Below are 17,874 nucleotides of genomic sequence, written 5' to 3' on the forward strand. Positions count from 1 at the left end.
AAAATTGTTCCTTATTTTACAAATAGATAATTCCCTAATTAGGACAATCTATTTAAGGGTATATGTAATTAAATGGACTGAGTATTATAATGGAAGACAGCACGTACTAGGAGGGAAAAGAATGTTGAAGAAATTTGCATTTGCTTTAATAGTAATTCCCACTTCTCTCTTACTATTATCTTGTAACGATAACACGATTGATTCTAACAGAAATATTGTTCAAGATAACGACACAGTAGAAGTGATTTTTGGAGACCAACAGATCAGCTTAAGTGCTACGAACTATGAGGAATTAACAGAAGAAGCGATTCGAACATTTGAGGAAGAGACATCTCTATATGAACCCAATCGATATGATAGAAAGAGATGGTTTATTCGATATTATATTCAAAAACATGAGTACAATGAGGATTGGTCAAAACAAGAGATTTTCACTTTGTCAGAAGAAAGATATGAGTATGAACAAGCTTGGAAGAATTATGCTTATGAGGAGTATTCCGTTGAAGTAAATGACGAGATGATAGATTCGCAAGCCGCATATAATCTTGAGTTATATGACAACAATCTCCCTCCTTCAGTAAGCGGAATGTCTAGTGGATTGGATCTTTCTGTGGAAGAATTTATGATGGAGTTCGATCGAGATTATGTAGAACGGTCTCTTATATGGACAGAGTTAATGCCAATTTTATTAGAGGAATATGGAACTGAGGAGCGACAAGACGGGGTCTATTTAGGTCGACTATATGAAGAAGAAGTAATGGAATACTTAGAAAAAAACATAGATTAAAGCTGCCGATCATCGAGAGATGACGACAGCTTTATCATCGTTTTTTCGTCCGTTCATTGACTTCAATAATCAATATTAAACGTCTATTTCATCTCCAGCATGCATGACGATACCTTTACCGGTTCTCACTTCCGAAGCAAATTTGTTCGCATCCTGTTCAATTACAGGGAACGTGTTGTAATGAATTGGAACCACTTTTTTAGCTCGAATCCAATCAGCAGCTATTAGCGCATCTTCTGGACCCATCGTAAAATTATCACCAATTGGTAATAATGCGACGTCAACTTCATGATACTCTCCTATCAGTTTTAAATCTGAAAACAAGGCTGTATCCCCAGCGTGATAAATTGTTTTTCCCTCCGCTGAAAATAATATTCCAGCAGGCATTCCTGTATAAATAATCTTTTGATTTTCTTCTTCAGTGAATGACGAGCCATGAAATGCTTGGGTAAATTTCACTTTACCAAAAGCAAAATCATGAGATCCACCAATGTGCATTGGATGTGTATTGACACCTTTCCAACTTAAATAAGTAGCAAGTTCAAAGGGCGCCACAACAAGAGCATCATTTTTTTTAGCCATCTCTACTGTGTCTCCTACATGATCGTTATGACCATGCGTTAGCAAAATAACATCTGCTTTTGTATCATCTGCTTGTAAGTCTGTCGTTCCATTACCCGTTATAAATGGATCAATGTAAATATTCGTGCCATTTGTTTCAATTTTAACAACTGAGTGCCCGTGAAAAGACAGTTTCATCGTATAACCCTCTCCTTTGAAAAATAGATTTCTCTCTGTCATTTCATTTACCCTTTCTAATTCTAGATTATGCATCTGATTTTATAGAATATGGTATTATTATGATTAAGCATAATGACTAGGAGGAATTAAGATGTCTAAACGAATACAGTACATTAAAGAGAAATTAATAAAAACAAATGCAGACGCTTTGATGGTTCAAACACGCGCTAATGTATTTTACTTAAGCGGTTTCGACACAAATCCTCATGAACGACTCGTCGCTGTCTTTGTATTTAAAAACGAAGACCCTCTGCTTATATGTCCTAATATGGAAGTAAACCAAGTGAAAGATATTTTTAATTCTGGAGCAATTATTGGCTACAGTGATACGGAGAGTCCTTGGGAAAAGCTTCAAGACTATTTGCAAACGAAAGGAATAAAGCATGACCAACTAGCGATAGAATCCACCCTTTCTTGGGATAGAATGAAAGCTTGGCAAAAAATAAATAAAGACGTATCTTTTCTGGAAGCTGATCCATATTTAAATGAATTAAGAGTTATAAAAGATGAAACGGAAATCACTATTTTAAAAGAAGCTGCTGAACTTGCAGATAGAGGGATCAAAGCAGGAATTAAAGCCCTTCACGAAGGTGTTACTGAAATGGAAGTCCTTGCTACCATCGAATATTCCTTAAAGAAAATCGGTATTAGAGAGATGTCTTTTTCTACAATGGTCCTTTTTGGAGAAAAAGCTGGTGATCCTCACGGTAACCCTGGAGATCGCGAACTACAAAAAGGGGATGCTGTCTTATTTGACTTAGGTGTCGTCTGGAAAGGGTATTGTTCTGATATTACTCGGACTGTATTTTTTGATCATGTAAAAGATGATGATAAGAAGATTTACGACACTGTGCTTAAAGCTCAAAACAAAGCGTTAACTATTTGTAAACCCGGAGAGCCTATCTCCTCACTAGATAAAACAGCAAGGAATGAAATAGCTAATGCTGGTTTCGGTTCTTATTTCCCTCACAGAATAGGACACGGATTAGGGATAGATGTTCATGAGTTTCCATCATTAAACGATAAAAATGCCTCCCAACTAATGAAAGGCATGACATTTACGATCGAACCTGGTGTATATATACCAAATCAAGCTGGAGTGAGAATAGAAGATGATGTCCTTATAACATCTGATGGATATGAAACCCTAACAAAATTTCCAAAAGAGTTAACAATCGTTCCTTATAAGTAACCAAAGAGATTGTCAGGACAAGGAATAGAAAAGGCCAATTTTAGAGGATTTCCCTTCTAGAATTGGGCCTTTTCATCTTCTCTATTATTCCATACCCAAGTTTGCATTGGCTGATCAAAGCGTTCACGTTTTATCGTTAGTCTTTTAATACCTGTATAATGTTTCGACACATCATTGATGACGGTTTCTGAAAGCTCAGGTTCTGATAAATCAATCAATGCTAAAATATCTTCAAAAGAACGTTTCGCTTTTTCTCCACGCCAAATCATATCCCCCTTTTCATATTCAAATTCATCCGGATTTTCAAACTCCCATTCGTACATCTCTTCTTCTGTTTCTATCGATATCTTCAACATAGAGTCTTTTAGCCAATCATATTCGGCCAAAACTGACTGGGTAGAAAATACAACGAATATAACCCCTATAAATGTAAAGTTTATCAATGTTTTCATACTTCATCACCTCTTCCATATTTTGAGAAAAAAGTGACAATTATATACTAATAATTAACGATATTTATGGAGTACATCGATTCCACCTGTAACCTCTATGACTGTTCCAGTAACCATATCTGCTTTCGGGTCAGCTAAAAATTGGATCGTTCGAGCGATATCTTCTCCTGTGCCTGAGCGACCAACTGGCGTTTCCTCGTCTGGAATTTCTCTTGCATAATCAATCGTTGCTTCTTTCATGTCACCTAAAATTTTACCTGGACAAACCATATTAGCTGTAATCCCATGCTTCGCTTCTTCCATTGAAATTGTCTTTGTTAATGAGACAAGTCCAACTTTAGCTGCAGCAAAAGCAGAACGATAAATCCAACCAGGAGCATACTGCGCTTCTTGAAAACCATATGTGATAATTCTTCCATAACCTTGACTTCTCATGATCGGAACGACTCGTTTAAATAAATGAAAGGCAGAAGATAAATTACCATTAATCATTTGCTCCCATTCTTCATCGGAATAATCAATTAACTTTTTCCTTTCAAAAATATAAGGTCCAGCGTTTAAAACTAACACATCAATTCTTGAAAAACGATCATAAGTATCTTCAACAAGCTGAGCTAAATCATGTTTATTTGTCACATCCCCTTTAACAAATTGAATACGATCCATATATTCATGCCACTCATCGCACAATTTTTCAATAGCTATTTCATCACTACGATAATTAATTGTCAGAGAATAACCTTCTGCTAACAATGTTTCGGCAACTTTTTTTCCAAGTCCTTTAGATCCTGCTGTGATCAGAGCATGACGCATGCGTTTACCCTCTTTTCTAAAGATAATTAATAAATAAAACAGTACCGTTCATAATTTATTACAGTTTAAAGATGAATAATTTGTTATATGTTTATTATACTGACATGAGAGGGTAGTTGTAAAAACATACACATTAAATAAAGAGCATAAGTCATATAAAAAGGCTATTGCTAACTCTATAATTGTTGTAACGTTCTCTGATAATAATCGAAGTAAATTTGGACAATTTTCAGTAAATTTGTTAAAAATAGTTCACCTCGTCCTTCGTTATTATCTTTTAAATTTGATATAATAGAACTAGAAGTTATTTCATTACATTAATTAAAGGGGGTATTTATCATGCCAGTAAAATACAACACCATCCTAGTTGCCGTGGACGGATCTGATGAAGCAAAACGTGCATTTAGAAAAGCCGCTAGTTTAGCAAAAGACCATGAAGCAAAGCTGCTCCTCACTCATATTGTTGATACTAGAACATTTGCCTCTGTAGAGCACTATGACAGAACTATTTTTTCAGAAGCAGAAAAGTATGCACGAGAAATGCTTGAAGAATACAAGCAGTTAGCTCTCGCAGATGGTTTAACTGATGTTACTTTAATTCTTGACTATGGTTCTCCAAAAGTAAAAATTGCCAAAGACGTGGCAAAAAAGTATGAAGTTGATTTAATTGTAACCGGGGCAACAGGTTTAAATGCAGTAGAACGATTTTTAATTGGAAGTGTCTCCGAGCATATTACAAGACACGCTAGATGTGATGTGTTAATAGTAAGGACAGAATAGAAGTTATTAATAGTTGGGGGATTCAATATGACAGTCACATTTGTCTACGATTCTAGGCTTGGAATAGATATTCCTGACTTGGAAGGATCGTGGGAACAGCTAAGCATTGACAAACAGTCTGAAACATTAGCGAAATGGGAAAATATTCGTGGAATAATACCTGACCGAATCAAGGAACTTGAAAACTCTATCAATTATTTGCAAAACCAATTATATCAAGAGAGTAACTTTCAGCTTAGTTGTGAAATTAACAATGAAATTTCTGAACTGGCTTCGATCATTAATGACCTATGGATTTGGTACCGAACCGGCGAAGAAATTCATGTCACACACGTTTAGGTTATAAGAAAACACATTAATGGAACGAAGGTTTATTCCCTTCGTTCCATTTTTTCTTGCAACCACCTTTTTTGATAAAACATATGAGAGACATCTGAGACTTCGCAAGCAAAACGATAATTCATTCCAGCACCAATTGCGATTCCAGCAATGGGGATTCCTTGAATGAGTTTTTTTCTCGCAAATCGTAACATTAATAGTTTCAATATCTGCTTTAGTGGTTGTTGAATCCAGGATTGAGCAATCACATTTTCTTCGCCTTCGTAAAAAAAAGCTTCTTCCTGCACATGATGATTCTCTTCCAATAATTCTTGCCAAGCAGCACCTTGAAGATGTTTTGGAAGCGATGAAGCGTGAAAAACTTTTAACGCAAGCATCATTTCATATGGCCTTCTCATATCATTCCCATAAATCATCGCCAACAATTGTACTGTTCGTAAGTTAATCGCAAGCATGAGGGGTAAGTCAGATAAATACATAAGCATCCCGCCTCCACCAGCAATCCCTCCTTGACCTAAAGCAACAACTCTCTGCTTCGCTAAATGTTTTCTTGCAATAAAACGGACCTGATCTATGGAAAGTTTCTTCAAATCAGCTATTTCATCAATGTCATAACGAAAAATTCGAGCTTCCACAAATATGTTTTCTATTGATCTTTGTTCAAAGGTTGACTGTTGCAAAGAAGCTTGAATATGAAATAGTGTTTGATCCAAAATAGAAAGGATTCGTTTTTTCAAAATAGGATCTAATTGTTGAATTGCTTGATTCATCCACTTTTGATAAGTCATAGAAAAGTCCGTTCCTTGACTTGCAAACTGGGCCAATTCCCATTTAGATATTTCCTCCGAAACTTGACGTTCCCGTTCAGTTAACTCCATAAATAATTCCCCCCTCTATGAAATCCCTCACATTAAACATTCCCTTTTATGACATCCAATTCCTGCTATTTCATAAAAACATCTTAAGTAACTACTGAAAGGTACTATCTTGTTCACTTAGGTCCTTTCACGGGCGCCCCTCTCACTCTTCGGGCACTATGCCGACATGTTTCTCTTACTTTAAAAATGAGAAGTCGAAAACTATAGAACTTCAATAAAAAAGCTGCCCTACAATATAGGACAGCTTTCTAGCAATAAATCATATATTAACTTAATCTTATTGTATCTCTAGCAATCATTACTTCTTCATTTGTTGGAATTACTAATACTTTAACAGGTGAGTGCGGATAGTTTAAAAATGCTTCTTTACCACGTATTTTATTAAGGGTAGGATCCCAATAAATACCCATAAATTCCAAACCTTCCATTACTTTGGCGCGAATGACATCACTGTTCTCACCGATACCAGCCGTGAAAATAACTGCATCAAGACCTTGCATACGTGCTGCATAAGAACCAATATACTTATGGATCCTTGATGTGAAAACTTCTAGTGCTAATCGAGCTCTCTCATTTCCTTCTTCCGCTTGGATCTCTATATCACGTAAGTCACTTGAGAAACCAGATAATGCTAACATACCACTCTTTTTATTTAAAACATTCATCACTTCTTCTGCTGTTAAATCAGCTTTTTCCATAATATATGGGATCAGTGCTGGGTCGATATTACCTGACCTTGTGCCCATTGTGACTCCTGCAAGCGGTGTGAATCCCATTGACGTATCAATCGATCTTCCACCTTCAATAGCTGCAATACTAGCACCATTTCCTAAGTGACAAGAAATCAATCGTAAATTTTCTAAAGGACGACCTAGCATTTCCGCTGCTCTTTCTGACACATATTTATGAGAAGTACCGTGGAAACCATATTTTCGAATACCATACTGCTCATAATATTCATATGGAAGGCTGTATAAATAAGAGCCTTCTGGCATCGTTTGATGGAATGCTGTATCAAATACTGCAACAGCTTGTACATCTGGTAAAATTTCTTTAAACGCACGTATTCCTACTAAATTTGCTGGATTATGAAGAGGGGCAAGTTCGGATACTTCCTCAATTCCATTAATTACTTCATCAGTAATGACGACAGATTCATTGAATTTTTCTCCACCATGAACGACTCGATGTCCAATACCTTGAATTTCGTCTAATGATTGAATAATTCCAAATTTCGTGAGCTTTTCTAATAAGATTTTTACTGCTTTCGCATGATCTTCAATGTCTGTTGTTTCTTTATTCTTTTCACCATCTACTTCGATTGCAAAAACAGAATCTTTTAAACCGATTCTTTCAACAATTCCTTTGGTTACAACTTCTTCACTTGGCATTTCTAAAAGCTGAAATTTTAGCGACGAACTTCCAGCATTAATTGCCATAATTTTTGACATAATCTTAATCGCTCCTTTATTATTCTTTGCTTATTTATGAGTGAATATCAATGATCAACATAGATAATTAAAACATGCTAGAATACATATTGCAACCACTGTTTCAGAACCAAAGTAAAACAGGACTATAACAGATGAAGTAAATAAAATCCCATAGTTATAAGGAATACAGTACATATAGCTTCTATCTGTTCCTAAACAGTTTCAAATAAGATTAAAACATGTAACAGGGCTCAAAAGTGACACTTTTGTGAAAATTCTATTTTTCTTGTTTTAAGTGATCGTCAAACCAAATTGAAATTTTTTGCATCATATCGGCAAGAGCCTGTTCTCTCGTAAACGAAGGAAGTTCTGCTAAAAGAGCTTGCCTTGGTTCTACCATTCCCTGAACTTTTTTTCTTAGTACAAGAATACTTTTGGCGGCATCTTGATTTTTAAACATAGAAGATGGCAATTGCATTAGAGAATAAATCATCGCATGGTTTTTAATATATGCATGTAAGTTCTGTGACTGATCCGTTTGAAAGATATTATTCGGCACTAAAAAGATTGCAAATCCACCTGGTTTCACGTGCTCGATCGCTTGTTCAATAAGCAAATGATGAACGTAGGAATGACCTTCGTTTGCTTTTGTTCCAAATCCGTCTGCTATTGTATCATTCGGATAATAACCGGCAGGTAAATCAGATAAAACAAGGTCAACATTCTTTAATAGGGAGGTGCTTACACTATCTTGATGAAATAAATCAACGGAATGTTTTTGTAGATTTGCATTCGTAAAAGCTAACTTCAACAATGTTTCATCTGGATCTGCTCCGACGAAATGACCTTTCCCTTCTAATTGGTTCATCACAGCTGTCATTAAATTACCTGCTCCAACAGCAGGATCTAATAATACTGGTTTTTCTAAATCCTCGTAACTCAATAGTTTATTAACTAAATACCCAAGAAACAAGCTAACAGCATCTGGTGTCATCGCGTGGTGAGGTTGAGTAGCCTCTCTCATCCCTTTTAATACAGCTAGTTGTATCGCTCTTCGATATTCTTCCGGTTCAATACTCAACTGTAATAATTTCGTAATCAGTTGAGAAACTTTTTTTTGATTTTCTTCCGCTAAATCTTGGATGACTTTTTTTTGAAATATATTTTCTCCCATTTCTCCAAGTGCGTCTAAATAAGGCAGATCTAATTCATTCTTTATCGCTTCTGCCCCTTCATCTAAAACAAGATAAAGGACCTCTGTATTTGTGTTTTCTGTCATAATAAAATCCACTTCCTTTTTAACATATCGCATTTAGCTAAGCTAGCCATTCCCTATTGTATAAGATTCCAGGCTCGTTTACAAAAGCAAAAGAAAAGCATCTAGTTAAAGATGCTTTTCCATTCGTTTTAATTATTTTGCTTTCTTGGCTGCATCAACTGCAGATTCATAATTTGGATGGTTCGTTACTTCTGATACATACTCTGTATAAGTAATCTTATCAGAGCTATCTATCACAAAAATAGACCTCGACAATAAGCGAAGTTCTTCAATAGCAACTCCGTATTTTTCACCAAAATCAAGGTTACGATGATCGGATAGGACGTGGACATTGTCAATTCCTGCCGCTGCACACCAACGCTTTTGCGCAAAAGGTAAATCCACACTAATCGTTAATACTTCAACATTGCCTAGATTAGCTGCTTCTTCATTGAATTTACGAGTTTGTTCATCGCATACCCCTGTATCGATCGAAGGTACAACGCTGATAAGACGTACCTTTCCTTTTGAATCAGATAGTTTAACTTCAGAAAGATCATTTGCTAAAACAGTAAAGTCCGGTGCTTTGTCTCCTACTGCAACTTGGGTTCCTTTAAGTGTTACAGGATTTTCTTTAAATGTTACTTGTGCCATTTGTCGATCTCCTCCTATTTAGAATAAAAATAATCACTATCCTAATAAGAGTAACACATTTTCCCAATACTTAAAATTTGTTTGCTTTGCTTGAAATAATAATTAATAATTTGATGGTCGATCACCAGGTTCTGTTGGTGGTGTGCTTTCATTTGTATTTTTGTTTGTCGATTGAAGCATCTGTTGAATTTTATCTACAACTTGTGGCGTGAATTCCATCAACTTTTCATACAAATGTGCTTGCTGATCCAAGTGAAGCATTTTTACGCCATAGCTAGATACAACTAAAAATGCAATCGGGGTAATCGAAACTCCCCCACCACTTCCTCCACCAAATGGATGTTTTTTTTCGTCAGATCCTCCTAGTTTTTCTCCTGGCCCTTGAGGGTGATAATCACTTAAAACAAATTCACTCCCTCCTGCTGCAAAACCAAATCCTACTTTTGATATCGGTAAGATAACTGATCCATCAGGTGTCTCAACAGGATCACCAACGATTGTGTTCACATCCACCATTTCTTTTAGATTTTCCATAGCTGTTTTCATTAATCCTTGAATTGGATGATCAGACATTGAACTTCCTCCCTTAATTAATCATTGAAATTCATTGTTTCTTTTTTCTTCTATGCCGTAAAACCTTCAAACCCGTACGAATAGCATAACCAATACGAAATGAAACAATGCATTGAAAACGAGTCGATATTAATAAATCTTGAAAATATGGATAAACTTCCATTTTCGGTCCTTCTACTAAACGCATGTGTTGAGCTAACAAACCAAATGCCGTCCCTTTTATCATCCAAATTCCTCCGCAACCTGTTCCTGTTTTGGCTGCATCTTCAAGACCCAAGTGTGTTTCCCATTGGACATTCGATAACTCACATTTTGATAAGAACCATTGTACGATTTTATAAAAATCAATCGTATTTATTAAAAATTTATTAAAGTTTTCAATCATTTGAATAAAGTCATTTACTGAGAGTTTCATTTTTTGTTTCTCTTCTGGTCCTAAGCCTTCTGTTTCTTCCCTAAAAACAATAGACGGGGTCTCTTCATCTAAATCCATCGCAGGAATCTTCATTGTGTAACGAATGAAACGAGCGATCATTTGTATCGTAATTGTTCCATCAAAGTCTTTATTTATTTGTTGTACTTCAATTTTGATATTTAATTTCAGAAAAAGCATTAAAACAAGACCTATCATAATGAGAGTTAGTATTATTAGTAATATTGTCATTCATAATCACCCCAGCTATCCAACATCTTCCACACTTATCATAACCAATTTTTACAAAAAAATCCTAACAGTCTTCACTGTTAGGATTTTCATCTTCATTTATTGTTGCTCTTTCGGAATTGATTTTCCTTTTCTTGGCTCCAGACCAACAAACGTTTGACCTAAGCGGTCGTGGATTCCTCTTTTTTCTGATGAAAAGGCAACCACAACATATAGTATATTAGTGATCACAAGAGATTGATGAATGTATCTTCCAACTAATTCACGAAAAATAACATCTAACCACGTCAACTTTGCCCCATCAGTATAGGAATAAACCTTCAGACCAAAAATTTGTTTACCTAACGTTTGCTGAAAATACTTTGTCATCAATGAAAAATACCCGAAGGCAACTAAGTTTGCAACAATTCCTGCTACTGTAAAAATGCCTAATGTCCACTCATCTACATTCATTGCAAAATATAACGGTACTAATAGGATCCCGCTTAAACTAGATACGATGATTAAATCAACCAGATAAGCCCAGACTCGCATCCAAAAACCTGCGTAAGGAATAGTCACATAGGGCGAATTGGGTGTTTCTGTGTTTAATGATTGTTCAGATGTATCCATCCATTCATTTTCATTATTCATTACCATCACCTCAATCTGTATATAAATACATTAAACGCCGACCATGATTTTGTTCTAACCAACCTTTAACTTCTGTTAACCGTTGATTCTCAACGAGTTGTTGTACAGTGCCACCAAGAAATGCTGGGAAACCAATATTCGCCTCATATTCGACGACACTCAAATCTCCACGACCTAAGTCATCTTTCAATGAATCAATGACGTCATCTAGGTGTCCTAATCCATCAATTAGTCCTTCATCCAGAGCTTGAGAACCAGTGTAAATGCGCCCGTCAGCCAATTCCATGACACGGTCTCGGTCAAGCTCGCGTCCTTCCTCAATTACGTCTACAAAACGATGATATGAGTCGTCTACCATGCTTTGTAATATGTCTCGCTCATCTTCTGTCATTTCTCTTGTTTGAGACATAATATCTTTATATTCACCACTCTTTATAACTTCTTGGGAAACGCCCCACTCTTCCGCTAATTCACTAACATTAATAGATTGCATAATTACCCCAAGGGAACCTGTTATCGTTTGGGAATTAGCATAAATTTGATCTGCTGGTGCCGATACGTAATAACCACCACTTGCAGCCATGCTTCCCATTGACACATATACTGTCTTTCGATACTCATCTTGGATTTCTTTAACCTTATCATGTATTTCATCACTTTCCACAACGCCACCACCAGGTGTGTTAATACGAAGAATAATACCATGGACATCGGGGTCTTCTGCTGCATAGTCAAGCTGATCTAGCAGTAAACTGTGATCATATCCAGCTGCGAATAATCCACCACCTGCATCATCTTGAATAATTCCACGTAAATGGATGACAGCAACTTTTCCTTGGTCAGACCCTACTTCTAAAATATTTTCATGGAATTCTTCCCCGTCACCACCGAATATATCAGTCATTGTCGATGACACATCCGTAGTAAATAAACTTGCTGCTGAGTAAACCAAAAACAAAGCTACTGCAATAATTAATGCTGTCCACCTTTTTGAATTCATAATATCCTCCTTTTTTCTTTAAGTTAACATTTAAAAATACTTAAATTTCATTTTTCTGATACGATTAAAGCAGGAATCGTTCAAACAATCTAGAATAGTAAACGTATAGTGAACTTTTCTTTCACAACTAAGTCGATCAAACCAATAGAGAAAGGGAGAATCAAAGCTATGAATGAACGAAACAGTGCTTATTTATTTTACAAACCAACAGATGAATTAGAAGAGAAAGTGCAATCCATCCGAAAGCTCGGGCGCAAATACGGTTATACTTTAGTCGAAGATCCTAAAGACGCAAACATGATTATAAGCTTCGGTGGAGATGGTGCATTCCTCCAGGCCGTTAGAAAAACTGATTTTCGAGAAGACTGCTTATACATCGGAGTCAACGATGGTAGAGTCGGTTTCTATACTGATTTTAGTACAAATGACTTGGAGAAAATTGAATTAGGACTTCAATCAAAGAATATTGAAGTACTTAACTATCCAACCATTGAAGTAACTGTCGATGGCATGAAAAGCTTTCACTGCCTAAATGAACTTTCTATTCGTTCTAATATTATTAAAACATTCGCCATGGATGTATTTATCGATGATACGTATCTAGAGACATTCCGTGGAGACGGACTCGTTGTTTCTACACCAACTGGCAGTACAGCTTACAACAAATCACTGAATGGTGCTGTTGTGGACCCTAAGTTAAAATCGATGCAATTAACAGAAATTTCTTCTATAAACAATAATCAGTATCGTACGTTAGGTTCCCCTCTTATTCTAAGTAAAGATCGTGAATTGGTACTTAAGATTATTCAAGATGGTAATGATCATCCGATTATTGCTGCCGATAACGAGGCATTAAGTATTCGCCATTCTCATGAAGTAAGAATAAAAGTATCTGAAAAAGAAGTGAAAACATTAAGAATGAAAGATAACCTTTTCATCCACAAAGTAAAACGAAGCTTTTTATAAAAAATGAACGTCATCTTACCAAGCGAAGTCAAAACGGCTTCGCTTGGTTGCTTTTTTCGGTTCATTTACCTCTCATACATAATACTGTTATCAACGACTGTTTTTTCCACTTTCACATCTAACCACTCGTCTGGTTCTAACTCAAATAAGTCCTCACTAAGAATCGTAAAGTCAGCTTCATAACCTGTGGCAATGATACCTCGTTTGTTCTCCATATTAATGGCTTTAGCACTTCCAATAGTAAATAATTGCAACGCTTCGTATAGTGATAATTTTTCTTTTTCGCCATATCCTTCATGGCTTTCACTTGGGTTCCGTCTCGTAACCGCTGCATGAATACCTAAGAGTGGATCGATAGGTTCGATCGGTGCATCCGAACCTCCTGCGCAAATTAACCCGTGACTAAGCATCGTTTTCCAGGCAAATGAATAAGGTAATCTCGAGTGCCCTAATCGAGATTCTACCCAAGGGAAATCTGAAGCAACAAATCTCGGCTGTATATCTAACACAACAGAAAGTTTCTGTAACCGATCAAGTAAATCTTGACGTGTTACTTGTAAGTGGATAAGTCGGTCTCTTTTCCCTTCCCTTACTGGAAATTGCTCGATCGCTGAAATAGCATATTCTAATGCTAAATCTCCTATCGTATGGATCGCTACTGGCATGTTAAAGTGTCTTGCTTCTTGTACAATAGAAGCTAATTGCTCTTGACTATGAATGGCTACTCCATGAGTTTCTGGATCATCACTGTATGCTTCACTTAAGAATGCCGTTCGACCACCTAATGCACCATCTGCAAAAATTTTAATGGAACCTAATTCCACAAAAGGGTCTTTTTCTCTGATGCTATCCCCTTCCACAAAAATTTCATTTGCTACTTCGTGGTGAACGAGAAGATTCGCTCGAAATTTTTGTTTCTCTCCATCTATGACACGATAAAATGCTTCTAATGTTTTCGTAGCGTCTCCATAATAGTTTAAATCTTCGGAGTGAGCTCCTGTGTATCCATGTTTATGAAGATCTTTTAAAGACGTGGCTAAAGCATTCTCAATATAATTAAAATCATATTCTGGAAGTAAATTTCTAACTAACTCCTGAGCCTGGTCGTGTAAATAACCTGTTGGAATTCCATCATCATCCCGTTCGATAATGCCACCTGGTGGATCTTCTACCGATGCATCAATATTCGCTAAATTTAGAGCGAAAGAATTTGTTGTCATCGCATGGCGACAAACCCTTGTTATGATGATAGGGTGATTTACTGATATTTCATCTAAGATATTTCGATCTGGTACTATTTTATTAGGGTAAAGATTTTCATTAAAACCTTCAGCTAATAACCATTGTCCATTTGGTATATCTTTCACAGTTTTTAATAATACTTCTTTTAATTCATCAATACTGGTCAGTTCTGATACATCCAATTTCAAAAGCTTTTCACCATGACCAATCATATGTAAGTGACTATCTACAAAACCTGGATACATGACTGATCCTTGTAAATTTATTTCCTCGGAAATAGTAATATCAGGCATATTTATTATTTCATTATGAGACCCTATTTTAATAACTTTTCCTTTTTCTACATAGATAGCATCATATACATCATTTTCTGTTTGAAGGGTTCTAATTTTCCCTCCATACCACAATGTCCCCATCTCGATATTCCTCCTTCATTCCCTTTCCCAATAACGTTAATCATACAGGGAGTTGGAAAAAAAATCAAAAAGAAAAGGACACCTTATAAAGGTGCCCAATTAAGCCAGTTATTTTATTCATTATTATTGTCTTCCACTCATTTGTTGTTCAGCCATTTGGACTAATCGCTTCGTAATTTCTCCTCCAACGGAACCGTTAGACCGAGAAGTAGCATCCGGACCAAGTTGAACACCAAATTCTTGAGCAATCTCGTATTTCATTTGATCTAAAGCTTGCTGTACACCAGGGACTACAAGTTGATTTGAACTATTGTTGTTCGCCATATCTTATCACCTCCCTTGTACACATAGAATGTGTTCTTAGAGCGATATCATGCATGACAAAGTTTGGTAAGGTGATAAGAGTTAACAGTTAGTACATTTAGAATAATGAATCAAACGAGGAGTTATTGTTTTCTTCTTGAGAGATAGTTATCGTTTCAATATTACCAACTGCTTGAGAAACCATTTCCTCAATGTTAAAGTAACTTTCATATCTTTTAGCTTTATCTAGATTCGGTTTTGTTTTTGACTCTGCCGGTAAAAATATCGTACAACAATCTTCATATGGTCGAATAGAAATATCATACGTATCAATTTTATGAGCGTAATCAATGACTTCTAGCTTATCCATTGTAATAAGCGGTCGAAGAATCGGCAAATTTGTCACTTCGTTGATCGCATACATACTTTCCAATGTTTGACTTGCCACTTGCCCTAAACTCTCTCCATTAACAATTGCTTTTGCTCCGTTTTTCAATGCAATACTTTCCGATATTCTTAACATAAATCGGCGCATGACAGTCATCTCAAAATTATCTGGTATTTGCTTATGAATAGCTGTTTGAATATCTGTAAAGGGCACAATATGTAGCTTAATAGTTGCTCCATATTTGGTGAGTACTTTACAGAGATCTTCTACCTTTTGTTTCGCTCGTTCATTTGTGAAAGGCGGACTGTGAAAGTGTACAGCTTCAATTGTCACGCCTCTTTTTAAAGCAAGATAACCTGCTACCGGGCTATCAATGCCCCCGGATAACATCAGCATTACTTTACCACTAGTCCCCACAGGCAAGCCGCCAGCACCTTTTATTACTTTACATGTTATATAAGCTGCTTCTTCTCGAATTTCGACTTTAAGGTGTACGTCAGGTTCATGAACATTAACCGTTACTTGTTCCATACTTTTCAAAATATATCCCCCGACAACTCGGTTCATTTCTTGTGAACCAATTGGGAAGTTTTTGTTCGTCCTTCTAACCGATACTTTAAACGTTCCTTCCCCAGAAGGGAGTGCATCGTTAATAGCCCACAAGCCAGCCTCACAAATCGATGTCTCGTCAAGTTCCACTTTTAAAGCTGGGCTAAATGAATAAATTCCAAAAACATCCTTCAGTTGGTCGGATACTTTGGTGACATCTTCTCCATTTAGTTTTATGAACATGCGACCGAATGAGCGGTTTGTTTTCACATTAGGAAAAGATTTTAGCGCTCCTCTTATATTTTGTTCAAGTTTTCTCTCAAAAGATGCTCTTTTTTTCCCTTTTAATGAAAGTTCTGCATACCTAATTAATAAATACTCATAATTCATTATACGTTCACAACCTTTTTCATGTTAGAAACAACTTCTTTAAATACAGTGACAAAAAACTCCGCTTCTTCGTCAGTATTATGAAATGATAATGATATACGAACCGCCGATGAAGCTTTTTCTTTACTAAAACCAGAAGAATATAAAACTCTGCTAGGTGAAAATTGCTTTGATGAACAAGCGGATTTCGTTGATATATATATTTCTTTCTCTGCCAAGGCTTGAACAATGACCTCAGGTTTAATATAAGGGATAGACACGTTTAAAATATGTGGTGCACGCTTTGCAGGAGAATTAATATTCACTCCATCTATTTTTTTCAGTTCCGCTTCTATACGTGTTGTTCGCTCTTTTAATGCTTCAAGTTTATTGCTAGCATCATCAAAAGCCATTCTTAAAGCTTTTGTTAAGGAGACAATTCCTGCTAGATTTTCCGTACCAGGTCTTATCCCACTCTCTTGTTGTCCCCCAGAAAAAAGGGCTGTCAATTGAATTCCTTCACGCATAAATAAAACGCCAGTTCCTTTTAAACCGTGAAATTTATGGGCCGAAATCGTACATAAGTCAACGTTTGAAAAGTTTAAAGGGACCTTTGTTACTCCTTGGACATGATCAACATGAAATACAATTTTAGGGTAGTTATCAAGTAATTCACCTGTTTCTTCTACAGGTTGAATACTTCCTAACTCATTACTCACATGGATCATTGAAACGAGAATCGTATCCGGTTTTATTTCATTTTTTATTTGTTCTACACTCACTTGTCCATGTTCATTTGCCTTTACATAACTGACTGAGAACCCTTCATTTTCTAACTCAAGTAATGCTTCATATGTGGAAGAATGCTCCATCGTGGTCGTAATGATGTGCTTGCCTCGCGATTGAAGTTGACGAGCCGTTCCTTTTACTGCCAAATTATTTCCTTCTGTTCCGCCCGATGTAAAATATATTTCTTTCTCTTTCACACCTAAAAGAGCAGCTGTTTTATTTCTTGCTTGAGTTAACAACTGTTCAGCTTCTTTTCCTAATGGATGAAGAGAAGAAGGATTGGCAAAATACGTTCTAGTGACTGATGAGAATGTATCAATTACTTCAGGAAACGGTCGCGTCGTTGCACTATTATCAAAATAAACCATGTAGAGAACTCCTTTAATTTCAAGATAGCTTTTCAACAAATTATAATAACACACTTTCGTGGAATGCTACAGAAATAGTTTTCACTTTCCTTTCTGTTCCATTCCATATAGTTATTCTCTGTATTGGAGCTCTTCATCATTGGTAGTTATTGATCTTGTCCTATTATAGATGAATCCATTCGTTCATTTCTTATTTTAAAAAATATAATTATCTTTTTATTTATACT

General features: G+C 36.2%; 20 protein-coding genes. 5 read left to right on the plus strand and 15 right to left on the minus strand.

The window, feature by feature from the left end; genetic code table 11:
* Positions 1 to 121 precede the first annotated feature (121 nt).
* Entirely contained in the window at positions 122 to 787 is a 666-nt protein-coding gene (locus QDN89_RS09590; protein WP_280769911.1) for a hypothetical protein, read from the plus strand.
* A 75-nt stretch (positions 788 to 862) separates the two neighbouring features.
* On the opposite strand, the gene QDN89_RS09595 is transcribed toward QDN89_RS09590, so the two are convergent.
* The gene (locus QDN89_RS09595) at positions 863 to 1,546 is read right to left on the minus strand and encodes a metal-dependent hydrolase (protein ID WP_280769912.1); all 684 of its coding nucleotides are present in this window, start codon (positions 1,544 to 1,546) and stop codon (positions 863 to 865) included.
* A gap of 133 nt (positions 1,547 to 1,679) precedes the next feature.
* On the opposite strand from QDN89_RS09595, the gene QDN89_RS09600 reads away from it, so the two are divergent.
* Positions 1,680 to 2,780 (plus strand): M24 family metallopeptidase, encoded by a 1,101-nt coding sequence (locus QDN89_RS09600; RefSeq protein ID WP_280769913.1) that lies wholly within the window; start codon positions 1,680 to 1,682, stop codon positions 2,778 to 2,780.
* Positions 2,781 to 2,836: 56 nt separating this feature from the next.
* On the opposite strand, the gene QDN89_RS09605 is transcribed toward QDN89_RS09600, so the two are convergent.
* Both QDN89_RS09605 and QDN89_RS09610 read right to left on the minus strand, forming a co-directional pair.
* Positions 2,837 to 3,232 carry a hypothetical protein gene (locus tag QDN89_RS09605; protein ID WP_280769914.1) on the minus strand — a complete coding sequence of 132 codons (396 nt, stop codon included), beginning with the start codon at positions 3,230 to 3,232 and terminating at the stop codon, positions 2,837 to 2,839.
* Positions 3,233 to 3,286: 54 nt separating this feature from the next.
* Positions 3,287 to 4,045, minus strand: a complete 759-nt coding sequence (locus QDN89_RS09610; protein WP_280769915.1) for an SDR family oxidoreductase — start codon at positions 4,043 to 4,045, stop codon at positions 3,287 to 3,289.
* Between the two features lie 339 nt (positions 4,046 to 4,384).
* On the opposite strand from QDN89_RS09610, the gene QDN89_RS09615 reads away from it, so the two are divergent.
* Both QDN89_RS09615 and QDN89_RS09620 read left to right on the plus strand, forming a co-directional pair.
* Complete coding sequence (locus QDN89_RS09615) at positions 4,385 to 4,825, plus strand: universal stress protein (RefSeq protein ID WP_280769916.1); 441 nt, start codon at positions 4,385 to 4,387, stop codon at positions 4,823 to 4,825.
* A gap of 27 nt (positions 4,826 to 4,852) precedes the next feature.
* Entirely contained in the window at positions 4,853 to 5,164 is a 312-nt protein-coding gene (locus tag QDN89_RS09620; protein WP_280769917.1) for a hypothetical protein, read from the plus strand.
* 32 nt (positions 5,165 to 5,196) lie between these two features.
* Here QDN89_RS09620 and QDN89_RS09625 read toward each other — a convergent pair whose 3' ends face one another.
* From QDN89_RS09625 to sppA, 8 genes are all read right to left on the minus strand, one after another.
* Positions 5,197 to 6,042 (minus strand): EcsC family protein, encoded by an 846-nt coding sequence (locus QDN89_RS09625; RefSeq protein WP_280769918.1) that lies wholly within the window; start codon positions 6,040 to 6,042, stop codon positions 5,197 to 5,199.
* 266 nt (positions 6,043 to 6,308) lie between these two features.
* Positions 6,309 to 7,493: an acetate kinase gene (locus QDN89_RS09630; protein WP_280769919.1), complete on the minus strand. Its 1,185-nt coding sequence runs from the start codon at positions 7,491 to 7,493 to the stop codon at positions 6,309 to 6,311.
* Positions 7,494 to 7,752: 259 nt separating this feature from the next.
* On the minus strand, positions 7,753 to 8,754 hold the full coding sequence (locus QDN89_RS09635) for a class I SAM-dependent methyltransferase (RefSeq protein WP_280769920.1): 1,002 nt from the start codon (positions 8,752 to 8,754) through the stop codon (positions 7,753 to 7,755).
* Between the two features lie 132 nt (positions 8,755 to 8,886).
* Positions 8,887 to 9,387 (minus strand): thiol peroxidase, encoded by a 501-nt coding sequence (tpx, locus tag QDN89_RS09640; protein WP_280769921.1) that lies wholly within the window; start codon positions 9,385 to 9,387, stop codon positions 8,887 to 8,889.
* Positions 9,388 to 9,489: 102 nt separating this feature from the next.
* Positions 9,490 to 9,960, minus strand: coding sequence for a GerW family sporulation protein (gene ytfJ / locus QDN89_RS09645; RefSeq protein ID WP_280769922.1), 471 nt, complete (start codon positions 9,958 to 9,960; stop codon positions 9,490 to 9,492).
* 31 nt (positions 9,961 to 9,991) lie between these two features.
* The gene (locus QDN89_RS09650) at positions 9,992 to 10,624 is read right to left on the minus strand and encodes a DUF2953 domain-containing protein (protein ID WP_280769923.1); all 633 of its coding nucleotides are present in this window, start codon (positions 10,622 to 10,624) and stop codon (positions 9,992 to 9,994) included.
* 99 nt (positions 10,625 to 10,723) lie between these two features.
* On the minus strand, positions 10,724 to 11,257 hold the full coding sequence (locus QDN89_RS09655) for an RDD family protein (RefSeq protein ID WP_280769924.1): 534 nt from the start codon (positions 11,255 to 11,257) through the stop codon (positions 10,724 to 10,726).
* Between the two features lie 10 nt (positions 11,258 to 11,267).
* Positions 11,268 to 12,257, minus strand: coding sequence for a signal peptide peptidase SppA (gene sppA / locus QDN89_RS09660; protein ID WP_280769925.1), 990 nt, complete (start codon positions 12,255 to 12,257; stop codon positions 11,268 to 11,270).
* A gap of 168 nt (positions 12,258 to 12,425) precedes the next feature.
* Here sppA and QDN89_RS09665 point away from each other — a divergent pair, with 168 nt between their 5' ends.
* A complete protein-coding gene (locus QDN89_RS09665; protein ID WP_280769926.1) occupies positions 12,426 to 13,223 on the plus strand; it encodes an NAD kinase in 798 nt (265 codons plus the stop codon).
* A gap of 65 nt (positions 13,224 to 13,288) precedes the next feature.
* Here QDN89_RS09665 and QDN89_RS09670 read toward each other — a convergent pair whose 3' ends face one another.
* From QDN89_RS09670 to QDN89_RS09685, 4 genes are all read right to left on the minus strand, one after another.
* Positions 13,289 to 14,881, minus strand: coding sequence for an amidohydrolase (locus QDN89_RS09670; protein ID WP_280769927.1), 1,593 nt, complete (start codon positions 14,879 to 14,881; stop codon positions 13,289 to 13,291).
* Between the two features lie 123 nt (positions 14,882 to 15,004).
* Positions 15,005 to 15,205 carry an alpha/beta-type small acid-soluble spore protein gene (locus QDN89_RS09675; protein WP_280769928.1) on the minus strand — a complete coding sequence of 67 codons (201 nt, stop codon included), beginning with the start codon at positions 15,203 to 15,205 and terminating at the stop codon, positions 15,005 to 15,007.
* A gap of 97 nt (positions 15,206 to 15,302) precedes the next feature.
* Positions 15,303 to 16,511, minus strand: coding sequence for a tRNA uracil 4-sulfurtransferase ThiI (gene thiI, locus QDN89_RS09680; protein WP_280769929.1), 1,209 nt, complete (start codon positions 16,509 to 16,511; stop codon positions 15,303 to 15,305).
* Positions 16,511 to 17,647, minus strand: a complete 1,137-nt coding sequence (locus tag QDN89_RS09685) for a cysteine desulfurase family protein (RefSeq protein WP_280769930.1) — start codon at positions 17,645 to 17,647, stop codon at positions 16,511 to 16,513. Before QDN89_RS09685 ends, thiI begins: the two co-directional genes overlap by 1 nt.
* Positions 17,648 to 17,874: the final 227 nt, after the last annotated feature.

It is taken from the genome of Salipaludibacillus daqingensis (genome assembly GCF_029891575.1).
GTDB lineage: Bacteria > Bacillota > Bacilli > Bacillales > Salisediminibacteriaceae > Salipaludibacillus > Salipaludibacillus daqingensis.

Bases quoted from the DNA above. Each gene is read 5' to 3' on its own strand.
- QDN89_RS09665 (WP_280769926.1), top strand. From the start codon at position 12,426: ATGAATGAACGAAACAGTGCTTATTTATTTTACAAACCAACAGATGAA.
- tpx (WP_280769921.1), bottom strand. From the start codon at position 9,387: ATGGCACAAGTAACATTTAAAGAAAATCCTGTAACACTTAAAGGAACC.
- thiI (WP_280769929.1), bottom strand. From the start codon at position 16,511: ATGAATTATGAGTATTTATTAATTAGGTATGCAGAACTTTCATTAAAA.
- QDN89_RS09595 (WP_280769912.1), bottom strand. From the start codon at position 1,546: ATGAAACTGTCTTTTCACGGGCACTCAGTTGTTAAAATTGAAACAAAT.
- QDN89_RS09625 (WP_280769918.1), bottom strand. From the start codon at position 6,042: ATGGAGTTAACTGAACGGGAACGTCAAGTTTCGGAGGAAATATCTAAA.
- QDN89_RS09605 (WP_280769914.1), bottom strand. From the start codon at position 3,232: ATGAAAACATTGATAAACTTTACATTTATAGGGGTTATATTCGTTGTA.
- QDN89_RS09635 (WP_280769920.1), bottom strand. From the start codon at position 8,754: ATGACAGAAAACACAAATACAGAGGTCCTTTATCTTGTTTTAGATGAA.
- QDN89_RS09675 (WP_280769928.1), bottom strand. From the start codon at position 15,205: ATGGCGAACAACAATAGTTCAAATCAACTTGTAGTCCCTGGTGTACAG.
- QDN89_RS09610 (WP_280769915.1), bottom strand. From the start codon at position 4,045: ATGCGTCATGCTCTGATCACAGCAGGATCTAAAGGACTTGGAAAAAAA.
- sppA (WP_280769925.1), bottom strand. From the start codon at position 12,257: ATGAATTCAAAAAGGTGGACAGCATTAATTATTGCAGTAGCTTTGTTT.
- ytfJ (WP_280769922.1), bottom strand. From the start codon at position 9,960: ATGTCTGATCATCCAATTCAAGGATTAATGAAAACAGCTATGGAAAAT.
- QDN89_RS09590 (WP_280769911.1), top strand. From the start codon at position 122: ATGTTGAAGAAATTTGCATTTGCTTTAATAGTAATTCCCACTTCTCTC.
- QDN89_RS09600 (WP_280769913.1), top strand. From the start codon at position 1,680: ATGTCTAAACGAATACAGTACATTAAAGAGAAATTAATAAAAACAAAT.
- QDN89_RS09615 (WP_280769916.1), top strand. From the start codon at position 4,385: ATGCCAGTAAAATACAACACCATCCTAGTTGCCGTGGACGGATCTGAT.
- QDN89_RS09650 (WP_280769923.1), bottom strand. From the start codon at position 10,624: ATGACAATATTACTAATAATACTAACTCTCATTATGATAGGTCTTGTT.
- QDN89_RS09655 (WP_280769924.1), bottom strand. From the start codon at position 11,257: ATGAATAATGAAAATGAATGGATGGATACATCTGAACAATCATTAAAC.
- QDN89_RS09620 (WP_280769917.1), top strand. From the start codon at position 4,853: ATGACAGTCACATTTGTCTACGATTCTAGGCTTGGAATAGATATTCCT.
- QDN89_RS09670 (WP_280769927.1), bottom strand. From the start codon at position 14,881: ATGGGGACATTGTGGTATGGAGGGAAAATTAGAACCCTTCAAACAGAA.
- QDN89_RS09685 (WP_280769930.1), bottom strand. From the start codon at position 17,647: ATGGTTTATTTTGATAATAGTGCAACGACGCGACCGTTTCCTGAAGTA.
- QDN89_RS09630 (WP_280769919.1), bottom strand. From the start codon at position 7,493: ATGTCAAAAATTATGGCAATTAATGCTGGAAGTTCGTCGCTAAAATTT.